General features: G+C 65.3%; 16 protein-coding genes. 9 read left to right on the top strand and 7 right to left on the bottom strand.

The genetic code is table 11. From position 1 onward, the window contains the following. Positions 1 to 91 precede the first annotated feature (91 nt). From glmU to KTQ37_RS06240, 3 genes are read left to right on the top strand one after another with little or no spacing between them, the layout of a single operon-like run. A complete protein-coding gene (gene glmU / locus KTQ37_RS06250; RefSeq protein WP_218629640.1) occupies positions 92 to 1,438 on the top strand; it encodes a bifunctional UDP-N-acetylglucosamine diphosphorylase/glucosamine-1-phosphate N-acetyltransferase GlmU in 1,347 nt (448 codons plus the stop codon). Then, on the top strand, positions 1,439 to 3,253 hold the full coding sequence (glmS, locus tag KTQ37_RS06245) for a glutamine--fructose-6-phosphate transaminase (isomerizing) (protein ID WP_218629639.1): 1,815 nt from the start codon (positions 1,439 to 1,441) through the stop codon (positions 3,251 to 3,253). After that, the gene (locus KTQ37_RS06240; RefSeq protein ID WP_218629638.1) at positions 3,253 to 4,104 is read left to right on the top strand and encodes a DNA alkylation repair protein; all 852 of its coding nucleotides are present in this window, start codon (positions 3,253 to 3,255) and stop codon (positions 4,102 to 4,104) included. The genes glmS and KTQ37_RS06240 overlap by 1 nt, the downstream gene beginning before the upstream one ends. Here the strand turns inward: KTQ37_RS06240 and KTQ37_RS06235 are convergent. The 3 genes from KTQ37_RS06235 to KTQ37_RS06225 all read right to left on the bottom strand — a co-directional run bounded on the left by KTQ37_RS06235 (position 4,083) and on the right by KTQ37_RS06225 (position 7,789). Beyond that, positions 4,083 to 4,769: a D-lyxose/D-mannose family sugar isomerase gene (locus KTQ37_RS06235; protein WP_218629637.1), complete on the bottom strand. Its 687-nt coding sequence runs from the start codon at positions 4,767 to 4,769 to the stop codon at positions 4,083 to 4,085. The two genes, KTQ37_RS06240 and KTQ37_RS06235, sit on opposite strands and share 22 nt — an antisense overlap. A gap of 1 nt (position 4,770) precedes the next feature. After that, entirely contained in the window at positions 4,771 to 5,529 is a 759-nt protein-coding gene (locus KTQ37_RS06230; RefSeq protein ID WP_218629636.1) for a gamma-glutamyl-gamma-aminobutyrate hydrolase family protein, read from the bottom strand. 103 nt (positions 5,530 to 5,632) lie between these two features. Further along, positions 5,633 to 7,789, bottom strand: a complete 2,157-nt coding sequence (locus KTQ37_RS06225) for a malate synthase G (RefSeq protein WP_218629635.1) — start codon at positions 7,787 to 7,789, stop codon at positions 5,633 to 5,635. A gap of 259 nt (positions 7,790 to 8,048) precedes the next feature. On the opposite strand from KTQ37_RS06225, the gene pepN reads away from it, so the two are divergent. Next, complete coding sequence (gene pepN, locus KTQ37_RS06220) at positions 8,049 to 10,595, top strand: aminopeptidase N (RefSeq protein ID WP_218629634.1); 2,547 nt, start codon at positions 8,049 to 8,051, stop codon at positions 10,593 to 10,595. 233 nt (positions 10,596 to 10,828) lie between these two features. Beyond that, positions 10,829 to 12,346, top strand: a complete 1,518-nt coding sequence (gene gatB, locus KTQ37_RS06215; RefSeq protein WP_218629633.1) for an Asp-tRNA(Asn)/Glu-tRNA(Gln) amidotransferase subunit GatB — start codon at positions 10,829 to 10,831, stop codon at positions 12,344 to 12,346. A gap of 49 nt (positions 12,347 to 12,395) precedes the next feature. Here gatB and KTQ37_RS06210 read toward each other — a convergent pair whose 3' ends face one another. Further along, positions 12,396 to 13,166: a ZIP family metal transporter gene (locus tag KTQ37_RS06210; protein ID WP_218629632.1), complete on the bottom strand. Its 771-nt coding sequence runs from the start codon at positions 13,164 to 13,166 to the stop codon at positions 12,396 to 12,398. 120 nt (positions 13,167 to 13,286) lie between these two features. Here KTQ37_RS06210 and KTQ37_RS06205 point away from each other — a divergent pair, with 120 nt between their 5' ends. After that, a complete protein-coding gene (locus tag KTQ37_RS06205; protein ID WP_218629631.1) occupies positions 13,287 to 14,450 on the top strand; it encodes an alpha-hydroxy acid oxidase in 1,164 nt (387 codons plus the stop codon). Here KTQ37_RS06205 and KTQ37_RS06200 read toward each other — a convergent pair. After that, positions 14,441 to 15,622 (bottom strand): MFS transporter, encoded by a 1,182-nt coding sequence (locus tag KTQ37_RS06200; protein WP_218629630.1) that lies wholly within the window; start codon positions 15,620 to 15,622, stop codon positions 14,441 to 14,443. The two genes, KTQ37_RS06205 and KTQ37_RS06200, sit on opposite strands and share 10 nt — an antisense overlap. Positions 15,623 to 15,859: 237 nt before the next feature. Between KTQ37_RS06200 and KTQ37_RS06195 the strand changes: the two genes are divergently transcribed. Then, entirely contained in the window at positions 15,860 to 16,471 is a 612-nt protein-coding gene (locus KTQ37_RS06195; RefSeq protein ID WP_218629629.1) for a 50S ribosomal protein L25/general stress protein Ctc, read from the top strand. A 66-nt stretch (positions 16,472 to 16,537) separates the two neighbouring features. On the opposite strand, the gene KTQ37_RS06190 is transcribed toward KTQ37_RS06195, so the two are convergent. After that, on the bottom strand, positions 16,538 to 16,939 hold the full coding sequence (locus KTQ37_RS06190) for a rhodanese-like domain-containing protein (RefSeq protein WP_218629628.1): 402 nt from the start codon (positions 16,937 to 16,939) through the stop codon (positions 16,538 to 16,540). A gap of 65 nt (positions 16,940 to 17,004) precedes the next feature. Between KTQ37_RS06190 and ftrA the strand changes: the two genes are divergently transcribed. Further along, entirely contained in the window at positions 17,005 to 18,012 is a 1,008-nt protein-coding gene (gene ftrA / locus KTQ37_RS06185) for a transcriptional regulator FtrA (protein WP_218629627.1), read from the top strand. Between the two features lie 111 nt (positions 18,013 to 18,123). Beyond that, positions 18,124 to 18,804 carry an aminoacyl-tRNA hydrolase gene (gene pth / locus KTQ37_RS06180; RefSeq protein ID WP_218629626.1) on the top strand — a complete coding sequence of 227 codons (681 nt, stop codon included), beginning with the start codon at positions 18,124 to 18,126 and terminating at the stop codon, positions 18,802 to 18,804. On the opposite strand, the gene KTQ37_RS06175 is transcribed toward pth, so the two are convergent. Next, entirely contained in the window at positions 18,805 to 19,233 is a 429-nt protein-coding gene (locus tag KTQ37_RS06175; protein WP_218629625.1) for a VOC family protein, read from the bottom strand. Between the last annotated feature and the right edge of the window lie 22 nt (positions 19,234 to 19,255).

Below are 19,255 nucleotides of genomic sequence, written 5' to 3'. Positions count from 1 at the left end.
TTACGAACCCGAAAGATAGCGTGAATGCGCGCCCCTTGCGGCCAGATATGGTATGGGTAAAACGGGTCCGAGCAGAAGAAAAGGCATTCCCATGACGATCGCGTTGATTGTTCTGGCCGCTGGCCAAGGCACCCGCATGAATTCGGACCTCCCCAAGGTGCTGCACCGCATCGGCGCTGCACCGCTTGTGGCCCATGCTTTGGCCGCAGGGCGCGCGCTGGAGCCCGAACAGGTGATCGTCGTCGCGGGCCATGGCGCCGAGGCCGTTACCAAGGCCGTCGGCAAGATCGACCCCGAGGCCAAGGTGGTACTGCAAGCCGAACAGCTTGGCACCGGCCATGCCGTAGCGCAGGCGCTGCCCGCGCTGGAGGGGTTCGACGGCCGTGTGATCATGCTTTACGGCGACACGCCCTTCATCCGCCCCGAGACGCTGGAGCGGCTGGCCGAAAGCACCGCCGCGGTCACCGTTCTGGGCTTTGAGGCCGCCGATCCGGGCCGCTACGGGCGGCTGATCGCGAAGGGCAACGCTCTTGACCGGATCGTCGAATTCAAGGACGCATCCGACGAAGAACGCGCCATAATGCTTTGCAATTCCGGCGTTATCGCCTGCGATGCCGTGCTGCTGACCGAGTTGGTCGCGGGGCTGAAGAACGACAACGCGGCGGGCGAGTACTACCTGACCGACATCGTCGCCGCCGCCCGCGCCAAGGGCCTCAGCGCCGAGGTCGTGACCTGCCCCGAGGAAGAAACCCTCGGCATCAATACCCGCGCCGAGCTGGCCCGCGCCGAGGCCCTCTTTCAGGCCCGAATGCGCGCCGAGGCGATGGAGAACGGCGTGACCATGGTGGACCCGGACACCGTCTGGTTCGCGCTGGACACCTATATCGGGCGCGACGTGGTAATCGGGCCGAACGTGGTCTTTGGCCCCGATGTCACCATCGAAAGCGGCGCGCAGATCGAGGCGTTTTGCCATCTTGAGGGCTGCCATATCTCGCGCGGGGCGACCGTCGGGCCGTTTGCACGCCTGCGCCCCGGCGCCGAACTGGCCGAGGATGTGCATATCGGCAATTTCGTCGAGGTGAAGAATTCGATCCTGGCCGAGGGCGTCAAGGTCGGCCACCTGACCTATCTGGGCGACGCCGACATTGGCGAGGGCACCAACATCGGCGCGGGCACGGTGACCTGCAACTATGATGGCGTTTTCAAGCACCGCACCACCGTGGGTGCGAACGCGTTCATCGGCTCGGATACGATGCTGGTGGCGCCGGTCACGGTGGGCGACGGCGCGCTGACCGGCTCTGGTTCGGTCATCACCGAGAATGTTCCAGCGGGCGCCATCGCCCTGGGCCGCGCCAAGCAGATGAACCGACCGGGTCTTGCGACAAAGCTTTTTGAGATGCTGCGGGCCAAGAAGGCAAACATGAAAAAGGGTTCGTAAATGTGCGGGATTATTGGGGTTCTTGGAAACCATGAAGTCGCGCCCCTGCTTGTGGAAAGCCTCAAGCGGCTGGAATATCGCGGCTATGACTCGGCCGGGATCGCGACGATTAACAACGGCCAGCTGGATCGACGCCGCGCTGTCGGCAAGCTGGTGAACCTGTCCGACCTGCTGGTACACGAACCGCTGGCGGGCAAGTCAGGCATCGGTCACACCCGTTGGGCCACCCATGGCGCCGCGACGACCGTCAACGCCCACCCGCATATGTCGGGCAAGGTCGCCGTGGTCCATAACGGCATCATCGAGAACTTCCGTGAGCTGCGCGCCGAACTGGCCGAGGCCGGGATCGCCCCGCAGACCCAGACCGATACCGAAACGGTCGCCCTGCTAACCCGCGCGTTCATGGATCGCGGCATGTCCCCGCGCGAGGCCGCTCTGGCGACGCTGAAGAAACTCGACGGGGCCTTCGCGCTTCTGTGGCTGTTTGACGGCGAGGATGACCTGATGATCGCCGCCCGCAAGGGCTCGCCGCTGGCCATCGGCCATGGCGAGGGCGAGATGTTCGTGGGCTCCGACGCGATCGCGCTGGCGCCGATGACCGACCGGATCACCTACCTCGCCGAGGGCGACTATGCCTTCGTCACCCGCGCGGGCGCCGAGATTTTCGACGCCGAGGGTCGCCGTGCAAACCGCGACGAGCAGCGCATTGACCTGGGCGCGGCGCGCGTCGAGAAGGCGGGCTACAAGCACTTCATGGCCAAGGAAATCGCCGAGCAGCCGGTGGTCTTGGGCGACGCCCTGCGCCACTACCTGCCGAACGGCCAGTTGAACCTGCCCGAGGGCCTCGATTTCGCCGATCTCGACCGTCTGACGCTGGTTGCCTGCGGCACCGCCTTCTATGCCTGCTCGGTCGCGAAATACTGGTTCGAGCAACTCGCCGGCCTGCCCTGCGAGATCGACGTGGCCTCTGAGTTCCGCTACCGCGAGCCGCCGCTGCCCAAGCGCAGCTTCGCCATCTTCGTCAGCCAGTCGGGCGAGACCGCCGACACGCTGGCCGCGCTGCGCTACTGCCACGAGAAGGTTGCCAAGACCGTGGCCGTGGTGAACGTGCCCACCTCTTCCATCGCGCGCGAATGCGACATCGCCCTGCCGATCCTGGCCGGGGTCGAGGTGGGTGTCGCCTCGACCAAGGCCTTCAGCTGCCAGCTTCTGGTTCTGGCGGCGATGGCGCTCAAGGCCGGGGTGGACCGGGGTCATATCGCGCCTGCGGATCTGGACGAGCACCTGACCACGCTGCGCGCGCTGCCGGGGCTGATGAACACCGCGCTTGGCTGTTCGGAACAGATCGAAAAGCTGGCCGAACGTCTGGCCGAGGCACAGGACATCCTTTTCCTTGGCCGCGGCCCGATGTTCCCGCTGGCACTGGAAGGCGCGCTGAAACTCAAGGAAATCAGCTATATCCACGCCGAAGGTTATGCATCAGGTGAACTCAAGCACGGGCCGATTGCACTGATCGACCGCTCGGTTCCAGTGATCGTGCTGGCGCCGCATGACCGGCTTTTCGACAAGACCGTGTCGAACATGCAAGAGGTCATGGCGCGCCATGGCGAGGTGCTTCTGATCTCGGACGGCAAGGGGCTTGCGGCGGCCTCCGACGGCACTTGGGCCACGCTCAAGATGCCCTCCGTGGCTGAACCCTGGGCGCCGATCCTTTATGCCGTGCCCGCGCAGCTGCTGGCCTATTACACCGCCGTTGCCAAGGGCACCGATGTAGACCAGCCGCGCAACCTCGCCAAGTCTGTGACGGTCGAGTAATGGGCCGCACGCGCAAACCCCGCACTATCTCCGCCGAGGACCGCCCGCTGACCGAGGAAGAGGCGCAGTTGGACGCCGAGGCGCGGGCCTATGCGGCCTCGGACGCGGCCTATGAGCAGTATCACGAGGGCGAGGAAGACGACGATCTGGGCGCCCCGCCCTCGGTTGCCGATGCCATCGCCGCGCTGGAGATCTGCGGAGACGCGGAGAAGGCCGCCGGGGCCGAAGCCTATCACAAAGTCCCGCGCCGTTACCTGGGTGTGGCCGTGCCGCTGATCGAGGATATGGCCCGGCTTTGGCGGGCTCAGTGTTCGCTTGAAGAACGCATCGCGCTGGCCGCGGGCCTGTGGGACAGCGGCATCCACGAGGCGATGATCGCCGCGACCAAGCTACTGACGCAGGCAAGGATGCGCCCCGATGACGCTGCCTGGGATCTGATCGCCTCCTGGGTGCCGGGGCTCAATGCCTGGGCGGTTGCCGATCACGCCTGCAACGCGGGCAGCCGGCGCCTGGTGGCCGACCCGACCCGCGTCGATCAGGTCGAAACCTGGCTTGAGGCCGACAATATGTGGACCCGCCGCGCGGCGCTGGTGATCACCCTGCCCTGGACCAAGCAAAACCACCCCACCGCCGAGGAAGCCGCGATCCGCGCACGTGTGTTGGGCTGGTGCGTGCGCCTTTCCGAAGACCGCGACTGGTTCATCCAGAAGGCCATCGCCTGGTGGCTGCGCGAGCTTTCCAAGCACGACGCCCAAGCCGTGCGCGACTGGCTGGAGGCGCATGGCGGCGCGCTCAAACCCTTCGCGCGCAAGGAAGCCGCAAAATTCCTTCAGCCGAGCCAGGCGTCGTAATCGCTGACCAGAAGGTGGCGCGGGGCCTCGTCCTCCTCGATTTCGGCAAAGCGCCCGATCGGGTCGCGGAAGATATTGTCGCTCAGATCGTCATTGACGGTCGAAACCTCGCCGATCAGCACATCGCCGCCCTCGCCCCAAAAGGCGTGCCAATCGCCGGGGCGCAGGGTGATGCTTTCGCCGGGGGGTAACACGATGATCTCGCCCGGGGTGAAGACGCGCGGGATACCGTCGCAAAACACGATCCCGCCTGCGGTTTCATCGAATGCCCCGCTCGGATCCGAGCCATAAAGCTGCACCGCCAGCCCTGCGCCACCGCGGTTGATGATGTCCTCGGCCTTGACGATATGGCGGTGCATCGGGCTGATCTGATCGCGGCGTGAGATCAGCAGCTTTTCGGCATAGGCCATGCCTCCGCCCGTTCGCAGATCCGTCAGTTCGCCATTGCGCAGGGTGAACAGGAACAGCCCCAGCCGGTCGAAGTCTCCCTGCCCGTAATCGGTGATGTCCCACCCCATGCGCGCCGAGACGACACGCCGCGCCTCAGGCATAGCCGCGCGGAACTCATCCACGCTCCACCATGCGAAGGGCGGCAGGCGGAAGCCGAACTGCGCGATCATCTCCTCGGCTTCAGCCATGATCGTGTTGACGCGCGAGCGTTTCATCTCAAGCCACCTTCGCCGCTGCCCATTGCCGGACCGCATCGCCGAAGGCGCGGAACAGCGGGCGCGAGACCGGGTCGTCTTCAGCATTCCATTCGGGATGCCACTGCACCGACAGCGTAAAGCCAGGCGCGTCCTTGACGTAGATCGCCTCGGGCGTGCCGTCCTCGGCGCGGCCCTCGATCACGATACGCTCGCCCGGCGTGGCGATCCCCTGCCCGTGCAGCGTGTTGGTCACCACCTCTTCGGCGCCGAAAAGCGCGGCGAACCGCCCGCCGGGCTGCAAGAGCACCTTGTGACGCAGGGCGAAGGCCTCTTCCAGCGTGCCTTCGGGGGGCATGCGGTGATTCATGCGACCGGGCAATTCGCGGATCTCGGGGTGCAGCGTACCGCCCATGGCGACGTTGACCTCCTGAAAGCCGCGGCAGATCCCGAAGAAGGGCTGGCCACGCTCGACGCAGGCCCGCACCAGCGGCAGGGTGATCGCGTCGCGCGCCCGATCAAAGGTGCCGTGCTTGTCGGTCTCGATCTCGCCGTATTCCTCGGGATGCACGTTCGGGCGCCCGCCGGTCAGCAGGAAACCGTCGCAAACCTCCATCAACTCCTCAATCGACAGAAAGTCCGGGTCGGCGGGGATCAGCAGGGGAATGCAGCCCGCGACATGGCTGACCGCGCAGGAGTTCATCTGCCCGCCCTCATGGACGGGATAGCGGTCGTTCACCAATCCGCGGTTGCCGATGATACCTACGACGGGTCTGGTCATTGCGCGCTCCTTTCGGATCAAGCTAACCCTCTGCCATCGTGTTGAAAAGCTCGAAGAATGCGCAGCCCCTGTGCAGGGCTGCGCCCGCCCGCGCGTTGAGCGCTTAGCGAGCCAGCGCCTTCACCTGTGCCCGCCGCTGATGCAGAACCGGCTCGGTGTAACCCGAGGGTTGCACCCGGCCCAAAAACACCAGATCGCAGGCGGCCTGGAAGGCAAGCCCGTCATAGCCCGGCGCCATCGGCGTATAACTTGGGTCGCTCGCGTTCTGGCGATCCACCACCTTGGCCATCTTGCGCAGCGCCTCCATCACGCGGCCTTCGCTGACCACGCCGTGATGCAGCCAGTTCGCCAGCGCCTGCGAGCTGATACGGCAGGTCGCGCGGTCCTCCATAAGGCCCACGTCATGAATATCGGGCACGGTCGAGCACCCGACCCCCTGATCGACCCACCGCACAACATACCCAAGAATGCCCTGCGCGTTGTTCTCGATCTCGGCGGTGATATCGGCATCCGAATAGTTGCGCCCCGCAGCCAGCGGGATCGTCAGCAGATCATCGAGGCGCGAGGGGCGCTTCATCGCCGCGATCTCGCGCTGGCGGGCCTTGACGTCGACCTGATGGTAATGCGTGGCGTGAAGCGTGGCCGCCGTGGGGCTGGGAACCCAGGCGCAGTTCGCCCCGGCCATCGGATGCGCCAGCTTCTGCTCCAGCATGTCGGCCATGCGATCAGGCATCGCCCACATCCCCTTGCCGATCTGCGCCTTGCCCGCCAGCCCGCATTTCAGGCCGATATCGACGTTGCGATCCTCATAGGCCTGGATCCAGGGCTGAGATTTCATCTCGCCCTTGCGCAGCATCGGCCCGGCCTCCATCGAGCTGTGGATCTCGTCGCCCGTTCGGTCGAGGAAGCCCGTGTTGATGAAGGCCACGCGGTGCCTGGCCGCGCGGATGCATTCCTTGAGGTTGACCGAGGTCCGGCGCTCCTCATCCATGATGCCCAGCTTCACGGTGTGGCGCGGCAGACCGAGGCAGTGCTCGACCCGGTCGAAGATCTCGCAGGCAAAGGCGACCTCTTCGGGACCATGCATCTTGGGCTTTACCACATAGACCGAGCCGGTGACAGAGTTGCGCGCACCGGCGTCCTTTTGCAGATCGTGCAGCGCGCAGAGCGTGGTGATCATCGCATCCATCAGCCCCTCGAAAACCTCGTCGCCGTCGCGCGTCAGGATCGCGGGGTTGGTCATCAGATGGCCCACATTGCGCACCAGCATCAGCGCGCGGCCCTTGAGCGTGACCTCGCCGCCCTCGGGGGCGGTGAAGCTCAGGTCCGGGTTCAGCGCGCGCACAAAGCTGCGCTCGCCCTTGCTGACCACCTCGGTCAGATCGCCGCGCATCAGGCCAAGCCAGTTGGAATAGGCCTGCACCTTGTCAGCCGCATCAACGCAGGCAACCGAGTCCTCGCAATCCATGATCGACGAGAGCGCGGATTCGAGGCGCACATCGCTGATCCCCGCCGGATCGCCGCAGCCGATGGGGTGCTCGGGGTCAATCTCGACGATCACATGCAGCCCGTTGTTTGTCAGCACGACCGAGGTCGGCGCACTCGCCGCGCCCGTATAGCCCACGAATTGCGCGGGATCGCGCAGCCCGGTTTCCTCGTCGCCATCCGCGAACAGCCCGCCATCCTGCACCCAAAGCCGCGTGACCGAGGCCCAGCTGCCGCCCACCAGCGGCGCGGCCTCGTCCAGAAACGCCTTCGCCCGCGCGATCACCCGCGCACCGCGTGCCGCGTCAAACCCCGCCCCCTCGGCGCGGTCACCCAGTGCATCGGTCCCGTAAAGCGCATCGTAAAGGCTGCCCCATCGCGCATTGGCCGCGTTCAGCGCGTAGCGCGCATTGGTGATCGGCACGACCAGCTGCGGCCCGCACACATCGGCGAATTCCGGGTCGGTGGCGGGGGTCTCGATGTCGAAATCCGGCCCCTCTGGCAGCAGATAGCCGATCTCGACCAGGAATTCCTTGTAGGCGACCGGGTCATGGCCCTTGCCACGGTTATGCAGATGCCAGTCGTCGATCCGCGCCTGAATGGCCTCGCGCTTGTCAAGAAGCGCCCGGTTCTTCGGCCCCAGATCGTGCAGCAGACCCGAGAGCCCTTTCCAGAACTTCGCGGGATCGACACCGGTGCCCGGCAGCGCCCGCTCTTCGATGAAGGCCGCCAGTTCGGCTGCAACCTCAAGACCTTCGCGCTCCACTCGTTCCATCTTCTGCCTCCCCTGACATGCGGACCTAATCTTGTGCAGCGACCGGGCGCTGTCCAGAGATTTCCATTATCTAGACCCTATTTTGGTGAACTACCCTAACCAATTCGGGCGATTTGAGCGATTTTCGGCCCAACACGTCCCGAGGAACCGGCACGCGCTTGCCTTCCCGCGCACGCCGCAAGCTGTGATCCGCCATTGGCTTGAACCCCGCCGAGCCGCGCCCTAGGCTCCGCCCGAAAACAGTTTCGCAGGAGCAGTCATGGACGGCACGACCTATCTGGCCGATTACACCCCCTACCCGTTCAGCATCGACAAGGTCTCGCTGCGTTTTCGGCTGGCGCCCCATGCGACCCGCGTTCAGGCGCACATTGCCATGACTCCGCTCTCGCCCGGCGCCGCGCTGCGACTTGATGGCGAGCAACTGCGCCTGATCTCGGCAGCGATCGACGGCGTGGCGCTGACGCCCTCTGACTACCTGATCACCCCTAGCGGCATGACAATCCACCCCGCCGCCCTGCCCGAGGCACCCTTCACCCTGGAAACCGAAGTCGAGATCGCCCCCGAGGGTAACACCGCGCTTGAGGGCCTCTACATGTCCAACGGCATGTATTGCACCCAATGCGAGGCCGAGGGCTTCCGCAAGATCACCTACTACCCCGACCGCCCCGACGTAATGGCCCCCTTCCGCGTGCGGATCGAAGGCGATCTGCCCGTCCTTCTGTCGAACGGCAACCCGGTCGCCTCCGGTCCCGGCTGGGCCGAGTGGGACGACCCCTGGCCCAAGCCCGCCTATCTCTTCGCGCTCGTCGCGGGCGATCTGGTGGCACATTCGGGCAGCTTCACCACCACCTCAGGCCGCGAGGTCGCGCTGAACATCTATGTCCGTCCGGGGGACGAGGACCGCTGCGCCTTCGCCCTTGGCGCGCTGCAACGCTCTATGAAATGGGACGAAGAGGCCTACGGGCGCGAATACGACCTCGACATCTTCAACATCGTCGCGGTCGATGACTTCAACATGGGCGCGATGGAGAACAAGGGGCTGAACATCTTCAACTCCAAGCTCGTGCTCGCCTCGCCCGAGACCGCGACCGACACCGATTACGAGCGCATCGAGGCGGTCATCGCGCATGAGTATTTCCACAACTGGACCGGCAACCGCATCACCTGCCGCGACTGGTTCCAGCTCTGCCTGAAAGAGGGGCTGACCGTGTTCCGCGACCAGTCCTTCACCGCCGACATGCGCCTTGGCCCCGTCAAGCGGATCGAGGATGTAATCGCCCTGCGCGCCCGGCAGTTCCGCGAGGATCAGGGGCCCCTCGCCCATCCCCCGCGCCCCGATCATTACCGTGAGATCAACAACTTCTACACCGCCACGGTCTATGAGAAGGGCGCCGAAGTTGTGGGTATGCTGCGCACGCTGGTGGGCGATGAAGGCTACCGCAAGGCGCTCGACCTCTATTTCGAACGCCACGACGGGCAGGCCTGCACCATAGAAGACTGGATTAAGGTATTCGAGGATAGCTCGGGCCGCGATTTGGGCCAGTTCAAGCGCTGGTACACCGATGCGGGCACTCCGCGCCTGCGCGTGACCGACGATTACGCCGATGACACCTACACCCTGACCTTCGAGCAGCACACGCCCCCCACCCCCGGCCAGCCGCACAAAGCGCCCCGCCACATGCCGATCGCCGTGGGGCTGCTGTCGCCCAACGGTAACGAGGTGGTGCCGACGACCGTCCTTGAGATGACCGAGGCGCGGCAGAGCTTCACATTTACGGGTCTTTCCACGCGCCCGGTGCCCTCGATTCTGCGCAATTTCTCGGCCCCCGTGGTGCTGGAGCGCGCCACAAGCGCCGCCGAACAGGCCTTCCTGCTGGCGCATGACACCGATCCGTTCAACCGGTGGGAGGCTGCCCGCAGCCTCGCCCGCCAGACCCTTATGGATATGACCAAGGGCGCCCCGCCTGCAGCCGAATATATCGACGCCATCGGCCGTCTGCTGGCCGACGACACCGCCGATCCGGCCTTCCGCGCGTTGATCCTGCGCCTACCCGGCGAGGATGAGATCGCTCAGGCCCTCCACGCCAGCGGCACGACCCCCGACCCCGAGGCGATCCACACCGCCCGAGGCGCACTAATGACGATCCTCGCCCAACGCCATGAGGTCGCGCTGAGTGCAACCTATGAGTCCATGGCCGTCCCCGGCGCCTATACGCCCGACGCCGCCCCCGCAGGTTGCCGCTCCCTGCGCCTCGCGGCTCTCGCGCTCCTGTCACAAATCGACGGCGCCAGACGGGCAGAGGCCCTCTTTGCCTCGGCCGACAACATGACCGAAAGCCTGAGCGCCCTGTCCAACCTGATGACCGCAGGCAAGGCCGAAGGCGCGCTCGCGCAGTTCCGCAGCCGCTGGAAAGACGTGCGCTTGGTGATGGACAAATGGTTCCTAGTCCAAGCCTCGCTCTGCCCGCCGAAAACCGCCGCCGAACGTGTCACCACCCTCGCTGCCGACCCGGCTTTCGAATGGAAGAACCCGAACCGATTCCGTAGCCTGCTCGGTGCCTTCTCCGCCAACCACGCGGGCTTCCATCGGGCAGACGGCGCGGGCTATCGCTTCTACGCGGATTGGCTGATCCGCCTCGATCCTCTCAACCCGCAAACTGCAGCGCGCATGTCGACGGCCTTCGAAACCTGGCTGCGCTATGACAAGACGCGCCAAGCCCTGATCCGCGCCGAGCTCGAACGCATCGCTGCAACCGACGACCTCAGCCGAGGCCTGTCCGAAATGACCGCACGACTGTTGGGATAAGGGACAAGAAGGGGGCGCCGCCCCCTCGGCCCTCCGGGCCTCACCCCCGAGGTATTTTCACACGGAGAGATGCATATTCTTCTTGGTCCAAATACCTCGGGGGTGAATTGCGGGCGCACGCCCGAAAGAGGGGGCAGCGCCCCCTTCTGCCTCGCCCGCCAGTGCAGCAAGGCTTGCCCCTCGCGCGGCCCTGTCCTAGAAGGCAGGTAACCTACGGATGACGGAAGCGGACCATGCTCGACCACCTTTCCTATAAAGCCCCCGAACCCAAAGTCATTGCCGGCGCGAAATCCGACTGGGAGCTGGTGATCGGCCTTGAGGTTCACGCCCAGGTCAGCTCGAACGCCAAGCTCTTCTCCGGCGCCTCGACCACCTTCGGGGCGGAGCCCAACTCGAACGTGGCCTTCGTGGACGCGGCCATGCCGGGGATGCTGCCGGTGATCAACGAGTTCTGCGTTGCTCAGGCCGTGCGCACCGGGCTTGGCCTGAAGGCAGAGATCAACCTGCGTTCCGCCTTCGACCGCAAGAACTACTTCTACCCCGACCTGCCGCAGGGCTACCAGATCAGCCAGCTTTATCACCCCATCGTGGGCGAGGGTGAGATCATCGTCGACATGGGGCCGGGCGTTGCCCGCCGCGTGCGCATCGAGCGCATCCACCTCGAGCAGGACGCGGGCAAGTCGATCCACGACATGGATCCGAACATGTCCTTCGTCGATCTCAACCGCACCGGCGTCGCGCTGATGGAGATCGTCTCGCGCCCCGACATTCGTGGCCCCGAGGAAGCTGCCGCCTATGTCGGCAAGCTGCGCCAGATCCTGCGCTACCTGGGCACCTGCGACGGCAACATGCAAAACGGCAACCTGCGCTGCGACGTGAACGTCTCGGTCTGCAAGCCGGGCGCCTATGAGAAATTCCAGGAAAGCGGCGATTTCTCGCATCTCGGCACCCGCTGCGAGATCAAGAACATGAACTCGATGCGCTTCATTCAGCAGGCCATCGAATTCGAGGCGCGCCGCCAGATCGCGATCATCGAGGATGGCGGCAAGATCGTGCAGGAAACCCGCCTGTATGACCCGGACAAGGGCGAGACGCGCTCGATGCGCTCGAAGGAAGAGGCGCATGACTATCGCTACTTCCCCTGCCCCGACCTGCTGCCGCTGGAAATCGAGCAGGGCTGGGTAGACGACATCGCCGCAACCATGCCGGAATTGCCCGACGAGAAGAAGGCGCGCTTCGTCACCGATCTGGGCCTGTCGGAATACGACGCCTCGGTGCTGACCGCCGAGGTCGAGAACGCGGATTACTTCGAGGCCGTGGTGGCCGAGGCCGGCGACGGCAAGCTCGCGGCCAACTGGGTCATCAACGAGCTTTTCGGTCGCCTCAAGAAGGAAGGCCATGAGATCACCGACAGCCCGGTCAACCCGGTGCAGCTTGGCGGCATCATCAAGCTGATCAAGGCGGGCGACATCTCGGGCAAGATCGCCAAGGATGTGTTCGAGATCGTCTACACCGAAGGCGGCGACCCGGCCCAGATCGTCGAGGCGCGCGGCATGAAGCAGGTCACCGACCTCGGCGCGATCGAGACCGCGGTGGATGAGATCATCGCCGCCAACCCCGCGCAGGTCGAGAAGGCCAAGCAGAATCCGAAGCTGGCGGGCTGGTTCACCGGGCAGGTCATCAAGGCCTCGGGCGGCAAGGCCAACCCGGCGGCGGTGAACGAGATCGTCGCAAAGAAACTCGGCCTCTGAGCCAAAGGAAAGGGCGCCGTGCGGCGCCCTTTTTCATTTCCGCCGGGCCTCAGCCCAGTGTCACATCCAGGAACATCATCAGGATCAGGCCGAACAGCAACCCCGCCGTCGCGCGGTTCTGATGGCCGTTGCGGTGCGTTTCGGGCAGGATCTCATGGCTGATGATGTAGAGCATCGCACCTGCCGCGAAAGTCAGCCCCCAAGGCAGCAACGCCCCCGAGATCGACACCGCTGCCGCCCCAATCACCGAGCCAACCGGTTCGACCAACCCCGTCAGCATGGTGACGAAGAAGGCGCGCGTGCGGGTGTAGCCCTGCCCCACCAGCGCAACCGCGACAGCCAGCCCCTCGGGGATATCTTGTAGCGAGATCCCGGTCATCACCGAAAGGCCCTTGGCGCGATCTGCACCGAAGGCCACGCCGATCGACAGGCCCTCGGGGAAGTTATGGATGGTGATCGCCAGCACGAAGAGCCAGATCCGTGCCAGTCGCGCCGCATCCGCCCCCTCGCGCCCCGAGGTGAAATGCTCATGCGGCAGGATATGGTTGAGCCAGGCCACGAACCCCGCGCCAAGCGCGATCCCCACCGCCGCGACACCGGCCGCGATCCAGACCACGCCGAACATCTCTTCGGCCACCGCGATTCCGGGCAGGATCAGCGAGAAATAGGAGGCCGAAAGCATCACGCCCGCTGCGAAACCCAGCATCGTGTCCGCTGTGCGCTGCGACATCGACTTGCCGATCAGCGCCGGAATTGCCCCTGCCGTGGTTGCCGCAGCCGCAACAAGACCGCCCATCAACCCGTAAAGAACACTGTCCATTACGCGCTCCCTTCGGCCGCAATGCACCCGAGCCGCTGACAAAGTGCAAGATGCTAAAGTTCAGGATTGCCTAAAACGTGCAAAATTGGTAAAGACAACTAACCAATCAGCGGAGGGACCATGCCCGTCATCACCTGCATCGACGATCTGAAACGACTGCATAAGCGCCGCACCCCCAAGATGTTCTACGATTACGCCGAGAGCGGCTCGTATTCCGAACAGACCTTCCGCGAGAATACGTCCGATTTTGCACAGATCCGCCTGCGCCAGAAAGTGGCCGTGGATATGTCGGGGCGCTCGACCGAAAGCACGATGGTGGGGCAGAAGGTGGCGATGCCGGTGGCGCTGGCGCCGGTCGGGCTGACGGGCATGCAGCGCGCCGATGGCGAGATCAAGGCCGCACGCGCCGCAGCCAAGTTCGGGGTTCCGTTCACGCTCTCGACCATGTCGATCTGCTCGATCGAAGACGTGGCCGAGGCGACGCAGGCTCCCTTCTGGTTCCAGATCTACACGCTCAACGACGACAAGTTTAACCGCGACGTGCTCAACCGCGCCCGGGCGGCGGGCTGCTCGGCGCTGGTGATCACGGTCGATCTGCAAATCCTCGGGCAGCGCCACAAAGACCTCAAGAACGGCCTGACCGCGCCGCCGAAATTCACCCTGCCGGTGCTGATGGACCTGGCCACCAAGTGGCAATGGGGCCTTGAGATGCTGGGCACCAAACGGCGCTTTTTCGGCAATATCGTGGGTCATGTCGAGGGCGTATCGGACCCTTCCTCGCTGTCCACCTGGACAGCCGAGAAATTCGATCCGACCCTGAACTGGGACAAGATCAAGAAGCTGATGGATATGTGGGGCGGCAAGGTGATCCTGAAGGGTATCCTTGACGTCGAGGATGCCGAGATGGCGGCCTCTGTTGGCGCCGATGCGATCGTGGTGTCGAACCACGGCGGGCGGCAGCTGGACGGCGCGCTGTCCTCAATCCGCGTGCTGCCCGAGATCGTCTCGGCGGTCGGCAACAAGACCGAGGTCTGGCTTGATAGCGGCATCCGCTCGGGTCAGGACGTGCTCAAGGCGCTGGCGCTTGGTGCGAAGGGTACGATGATCGGCCGCGCCTTCGTCTATGGTCTTGGCGCCATGGGGGAGCCCGGCGTGACCAAGGCGCTCGAGGTGATCCAGAAGGAACTCGACATCTCGATGGCGCTGTGTGGCGAGCGCAACGTGCATGACCTCAAGCGCGAGAACCTGCTGATCCCGCAAGGGTTCCTGAACGCCTATAGCTGAGCGGCGCGGGCCTCGGGCTGCCTCAGCGGCCCGAGCGCCAGCACGATGCTACCCATCAGCACCGCGATCAGGCCAAAACCCCAGAACAGCCCCACGGTCTGGGCAATCAGCCCCATGACCACCGGGCCGATGAAGAAACCGGTGAAGCCGACCATCCAGGTCAGCGAGATCGCGCGCGCCCGTGCCTGCGGCGGGGCCGCGTGACCGATCAACGACGAGGCTGAGGGCACAACAACCGCAGCCCCCAGCCCGATCAGCGCGACCCCAAGGATCGAGAGCCACAAGATCCCGCTCAGCGCCACGATCAGCGCGCCGAAGACCCCCAGACCCGCCGACAGAACCAAAAGCCGCACCGAGCCGAGCACCCTTGCCAGTGCCTGCCCGAACAGCCGCCCCACCCCCATCATGAAGGCGAACATCGCCGGGCCAAAGGCGCCCTCGCCCGGTGCCGCGCCCAGGTTGCGCTCGAAATGGAACGTGGCCCAGGTCTCGACCGAGTTCTCGGCCACGAAGGCCGCAAACAGCACCGAACCGCCCGCGATGATCAGCGCCAGCGGAACGACCCCGCCGCGCGGACGCGCCTCCTCACCCACAGACGCCTGATGCACCGCGTCGCGCGGGCCAAGGAAAATGAGCGCCATCGCCGCCAGCACAAGTGCAACGACCGGCAGCGCCTGCTCGGGCGGCACTCCGGCGCGGCGCGCGAGCCCGTTGGCCACCGCCGAAACCGCGAAGGCGAGCGAGAACAGCGCATGGTTGAGGTTCATCAGATGCAGCCCCTTGCGCTCCTCCGCCTCGGAGATATGCACATTCGCCGCGATGTCGAGCGAGGACATCGCCGCCCCCATCCCCAAAAGCGCCACGACCATCCCCCAAGGCCCGCCAACAGTCAGCGGCAGCAGATGCGCCAGTGCCAAAAGAAGCCCCAGCGGCAGCATCGCCCGCCCGCCAAGCCGCGCCTCGAGCCAGCGCCCCACACGCGGCGCAAGCGCCATCGCCAGCATCCCGCCGGCCGCCGAGGCCAGCAGGATCTGCCCCAGAACGGCGTCACTGACGCCCATGCGCGCCTTGTACTCCGGCAGCCAAGGCACGAACCCGCCCCAATAGGCCCCCAGCATCGCCAGCGCCGCTCCGGTCGCCCGACTTGCGCGTATTTCGGCCGCAAAGCTCATCCGCTTCCTCTTCTCACTCGCGATTGCGTTACCACGCGCGCGACGCCCCCGAAAGCCCCGCCCCCAGCCCGATTGGCAAAGCCCCGCGCAAGCTGTTACCAACGCGTGATGAAACCTGGCCCCGCGCAACAAATGCGCCGCGCCCTCTTGCCATTCAGGCCATTTGCGCGTATGCGCGCACGCTCATGGGCCCACACCCTTGGAGGGGGCCCGAAACGCCAATTGGAGAATTGCAAAATGGCTAAAGAGATCGAAACGATCGAAGCCGTCGTGCGCACGGGGACGGGCAAGGGGGCCGCTCGCGCAGCACGTCGTGAGGGCTATGTGCCCGGCATCGTCTATGGTGACGGCAAAGACCCGCTCGCCATCAACCTCGACTACAACAAGCTGCTGACCCGCCTGCGCAAGGGCCGCTTCATGTCGACCCTGTTCAACCTTCAGGTTGCCGGTCAGGACGACGTGCGCGTGATCTGCCGCGGCGTGCAGAAAGACGTGGTCAAGGATCTGCCGACGCATATCGACTTCATGCGCACCCACCGCGCCTCGCGCATCAACCTGTTCATCCACGTGACCTTCGAGAACCACGAAGCGGCGCCCGGCCTCAAGCGCGGCGGCACCCTGACCGTGGTTCGTCCGGAAGTCGAACTGGAAGTTCAGGCCGGTGACATTCCGGACCACATCACCGTGGACCTGACCGGCAAGCAGATCGGCGACGTCATCCACATCAACGACATCGCCCTGCCGGAAGGCTGCAAGCCGACCATCGACCGCAACTTCGTCATCGCCAACATCGCTGCACCCTCGGGCCTGCGTTCGTCGGACAACGAAGAAGCCGCTGCGGAAGAGTAATTCGTTACTCCTCGAAATGCGAAACGCCGGGCCTTGGCCCGGCGTTTTTCTTTTGCATCCCGCGCTTCAGGCGCCGTGGTCGAAGGCGTAGCCCTCGAATTCCCAGCCCATGATGCCGCCCAGCATGATCTTCACCGGCCGCCCCAACTTGGCCAGCGCCAGCGCCGCCTGCTCGGCCGCGTTGCAATGCGGCCCCGAGCAATAGACGACGAAAAGCGTCTCGGCGGGCCATTCGGCCATCCGCTCTTCGGTGATGAGGCGATGCGGCAGGAAGACCGACCGGGGCACGTGGCGGCGAGCATAGGTCTCGGGCGTGCCCATCGTGTGCAGCAACACGAACCCTGGATCGCCCTCCGCCGCGAATACGGCATGGACATCCGAGCAATCGGTATGCAGCGCGCATTGCACCTCAAGCTGCGCGACAATCGTATCGGCGGCGGGCGCGGGGCGTTTCAGGACGGCGTTCATCGGCATCTCCATTGCTTCGATGACCCCATCTTGCCACAGGGCCGCAAACTGCGTAAGCTGGCAGAATGACAACGAACGAAAACATTCTGCCATTCCTCGACCTGCCGCCTATTCCCAACAATCGGGTCGTGGCGCTGGCCTATGACGGGCTTTGCACCTTCGAATTTGGCATCGTCGCGGAGATCTTCGGCCTTTCGCGCCCCGAGATGGGGCCGAACTGGTATCGCTTCGCCACGGCGGCGATTGAGCCGGGGCCTCTGCGCGCCCAAGGCGGCCTCAGCGTCACCACCAGCGGCGGAATGGAACTGCTGGCCGAGGCAGGGCTGATCGTCGTTCCCGGCTGGAAAGGCGCCGACGCCCCGGTACCGCCCGAACTCACGCAGGCCCTGCGCGCCGCCCATACCCGCGGCGCCCGCCTCGCTTCGATATGCTCAGGCGCCTTCGTTCTGGCCGCCACGGGGCTGCTCGATCACCGCGCCGCCACCACCCACTGGCGCTACGCCGAGGCTTTCACCCGCCGCTACCCGAATGTCGATCTGCGCCCCGAGGTGCTCTATATCGACGAAGGCCAGATCCTGACCTCGGCAGGCTCCGCCGCCGGCATGGACCTTGGCCTCCATATCATCCGCCGCGACTTCGGCGCCGAGGCCGCCAATTCCGTCGCCCGCCGCCTCGTCATGCCCGCCCACCGCGAGGGCGGCCAGGCCCAGTTCCTGCCCCGCCCCGTGCCCCGCAATCACGAGGCCGCGCGCCTCTCGCCCCTGATCGAAAGCCTGCGCGCCAACCTGACCGAAACCCCCTCGGTCAAATCGCTGGCCACCCGCGCGGGCCTCTCCGAACGCACCTTCCTGCGCCGCTTCAATGAGGCCACCGGTACCACCCCGATCCGCTTTCTGGCCGAGGCCCGCCTGACCCGCGCTGCCGAACTGCTTGAGGGCGGCACCGACAGCATCGACACCGTGGCCGAGGCCTCGGGCTTTTCTTCCGCCGCCCTGCTGCGCCACCATTTCCACTCCCGCTACGGCCTCTCCCCCTCGGCCTGGCGCCGCCGCTTTTCCCGCTCAAGCGCCTGACCCTTCTTCTTGGCCGAAATACCTCGGGGGTGAATTTGCGCGGCACGCGCAAAGAGGGGGCTGGCCCCCTGCCCCCGCCGCCGCTACAACCCGGACGAAAGGAGATGCGCCATGCAGCTTTGGGTCGGCCTCGGGAATCCGGGTGCGAAATACGCCGCCAACCGGCACAATATCGGCTTCATGGCGCTCGATCGCATCGCCGCCGATCACGGCTTCGGCCCCTGGCGTAAGGCCTTCCAGGGCCTCACCTCCGAGGGCCGCTTCGGTTCGGCCCGCGTCATCCTACTCAAACCCGAAACTTTCATGAACCTCTCGGGCCAATCGGTGCGCGCCACCGCCGATTTCTACAAGATCCCGCCCGAGGCCATCACCGTCTTCCACGACGAGCTTGATCTCGCCCCCGGCAAGATCCGCCTCAAATCGGGCGGCGGGCACGCGGGTCACAACGGGCTGCGCTCGATCCACCAGCATATGGGCGAGGCCTATGCGCGCGTCCGCCTCGGCATCGGCCACCCCGGCCACAAGGATCGCGTCGCGCCCTATGTGCTGTCGGATTTCGCCATGGCCGATCAGGACTGGCTCGACGACCTGCTGCGCGGCATCTCGGACGGCGCCCCCGCTCTCGCCGCAGGCGACGGGCCACGTTTTCTGAACGCCGTCAGCCTGCGCACCGCGCCCCCGCGCGCCTCGACTGGCACTAAACCGCCCGAGCCGAAACCCGCCGCCACGCAAACGGCGCCCGAAGATACCCGGACGCCGCTGCAGAAACTCGCGGATCGCTTCAAACGCTGATCACCAGTGGCCCGTGTTCTCCATGCTGACCCAAGGCTCGGCCGGGGCCAGCGCCCCCCCCGCCTGCAACAGCTCGATCGAGACATTGTCGGGCGAGCGCACAAAGGCCATCCGCCCGTCGCGCGGCGGACGGTTGATCGTCACACCATTGTCCATCAGGAGCTGGCACATCGCGTAGATATCCTCGACCTCATAGGCCAGATGCCCGAAATGCCGGCTGTCCGAGGGCAACCCCGTATCGCCATCCCAATTCCAAGTCAGTTCGACCGGGCACTTCTCCTGCCCCTCTGGCGCCATGAAAACCAGCGTAAAGCGGCCCTGCTCGCTCTCGTAGCGACGCGTCTCCTTCAGCCCCAGCAGCGCGTAAAACGCCAGGCTCTTGTCCAGGTCGAGAACCCGGACCATCGTGTGCAGATATCTGATCTTCATCGCGGCCTCCTTCGCCTGATCC

The organism is Sedimentimonas flavescens (assembly GCF_019264375.1).
Lineage (GTDB): Bacteria > Pseudomonadota > Alphaproteobacteria > Rhodobacterales > Rhodobacteraceae > Rhodobacter > Rhodobacter flavescens.
The sequence above is the reverse complement of the archived record's forward strand: the minus strand, read 5'-3'. Positions and strand labels throughout refer to the sequence as shown.

Coding starts and splice junctions, on each gene's coding strand:
- KTQ37_RS06235 (WP_218629637.1), bottom strand. CDS start 4,769: ATGAAACGCTCGCGCGTCAACACGATCATGGCTGAAGCCGAGGAGATG.
- KTQ37_RS06240 (WP_218629638.1), top strand. CDS start 3,253: ATGGGCCGCACGCGCAAACCCCGCACTATCTCCGCCGAGGACCGCCCG.
- ftrA (WP_218629627.1), top strand. CDS start 17,005: ATGACAACGAACGAAAACATTCTGCCATTCCTCGACCTGCCGCCTATT.
- KTQ37_RS06190 (WP_218629628.1), bottom strand. CDS start 16,939: ATGAACGCCGTCCTGAAACGCCCCGCGCCCGCCGCCGATACGATTGTC.
- KTQ37_RS06210 (WP_218629632.1), bottom strand. CDS start 13,166: ATGGACAGTGTTCTTTACGGGTTGATGGGCGGTCTTGTTGCGGCTGCG.
- KTQ37_RS06205 (WP_218629631.1), top strand. CDS start 13,287: ATGCCCGTCATCACCTGCATCGACGATCTGAAACGACTGCATAAGCGC.
- KTQ37_RS06200 (WP_218629630.1), bottom strand. CDS start 15,622: ATGAGCTTTGCGGCCGAAATACGCGCAAGTCGGGCGACCGGAGCGGCG.
- gatB (WP_218629633.1), top strand. CDS start 10,829: ATGCTCGACCACCTTTCCTATAAAGCCCCCGAACCCAAAGTCATTGCC.
- glmS (WP_218629639.1), top strand. CDS start 1,439: ATGTGCGGGATTATTGGGGTTCTTGGAAACCATGAAGTCGCGCCCCTG.
- KTQ37_RS06175 (WP_218629625.1), bottom strand. CDS start 19,233: ATGAAGATCAGATATCTGCACACGATGGTCCGGGTTCTCGACCTGGAC.
- KTQ37_RS06225 (WP_218629635.1), bottom strand. CDS start 7,789: ATGGAACGAGTGGAGCGCGAAGGTCTTGAGGTTGCAGCCGAACTGGCG.
- KTQ37_RS06230 (WP_218629636.1), bottom strand. CDS start 5,529: ATGACCAGACCCGTCGTAGGTATCATCGGCAACCGCGGATTGGTGAAC.
- KTQ37_RS06195 (WP_218629629.1), top strand. CDS start 15,860: ATGGCTAAAGAGATCGAAACGATCGAAGCCGTCGTGCGCACGGGGACG.
- pepN (WP_218629634.1), top strand. CDS start 8,049: ATGGACGGCACGACCTATCTGGCCGATTACACCCCCTACCCGTTCAGC.
- glmU (WP_218629640.1), top strand. CDS start 92: ATGACGATCGCGTTGATTGTTCTGGCCGCTGGCCAAGGCACCCGCATG.
- pth (WP_218629626.1), top strand. CDS start 18,124: ATGCAGCTTTGGGTCGGCCTCGGGAATCCGGGTGCGAAATACGCCGCC.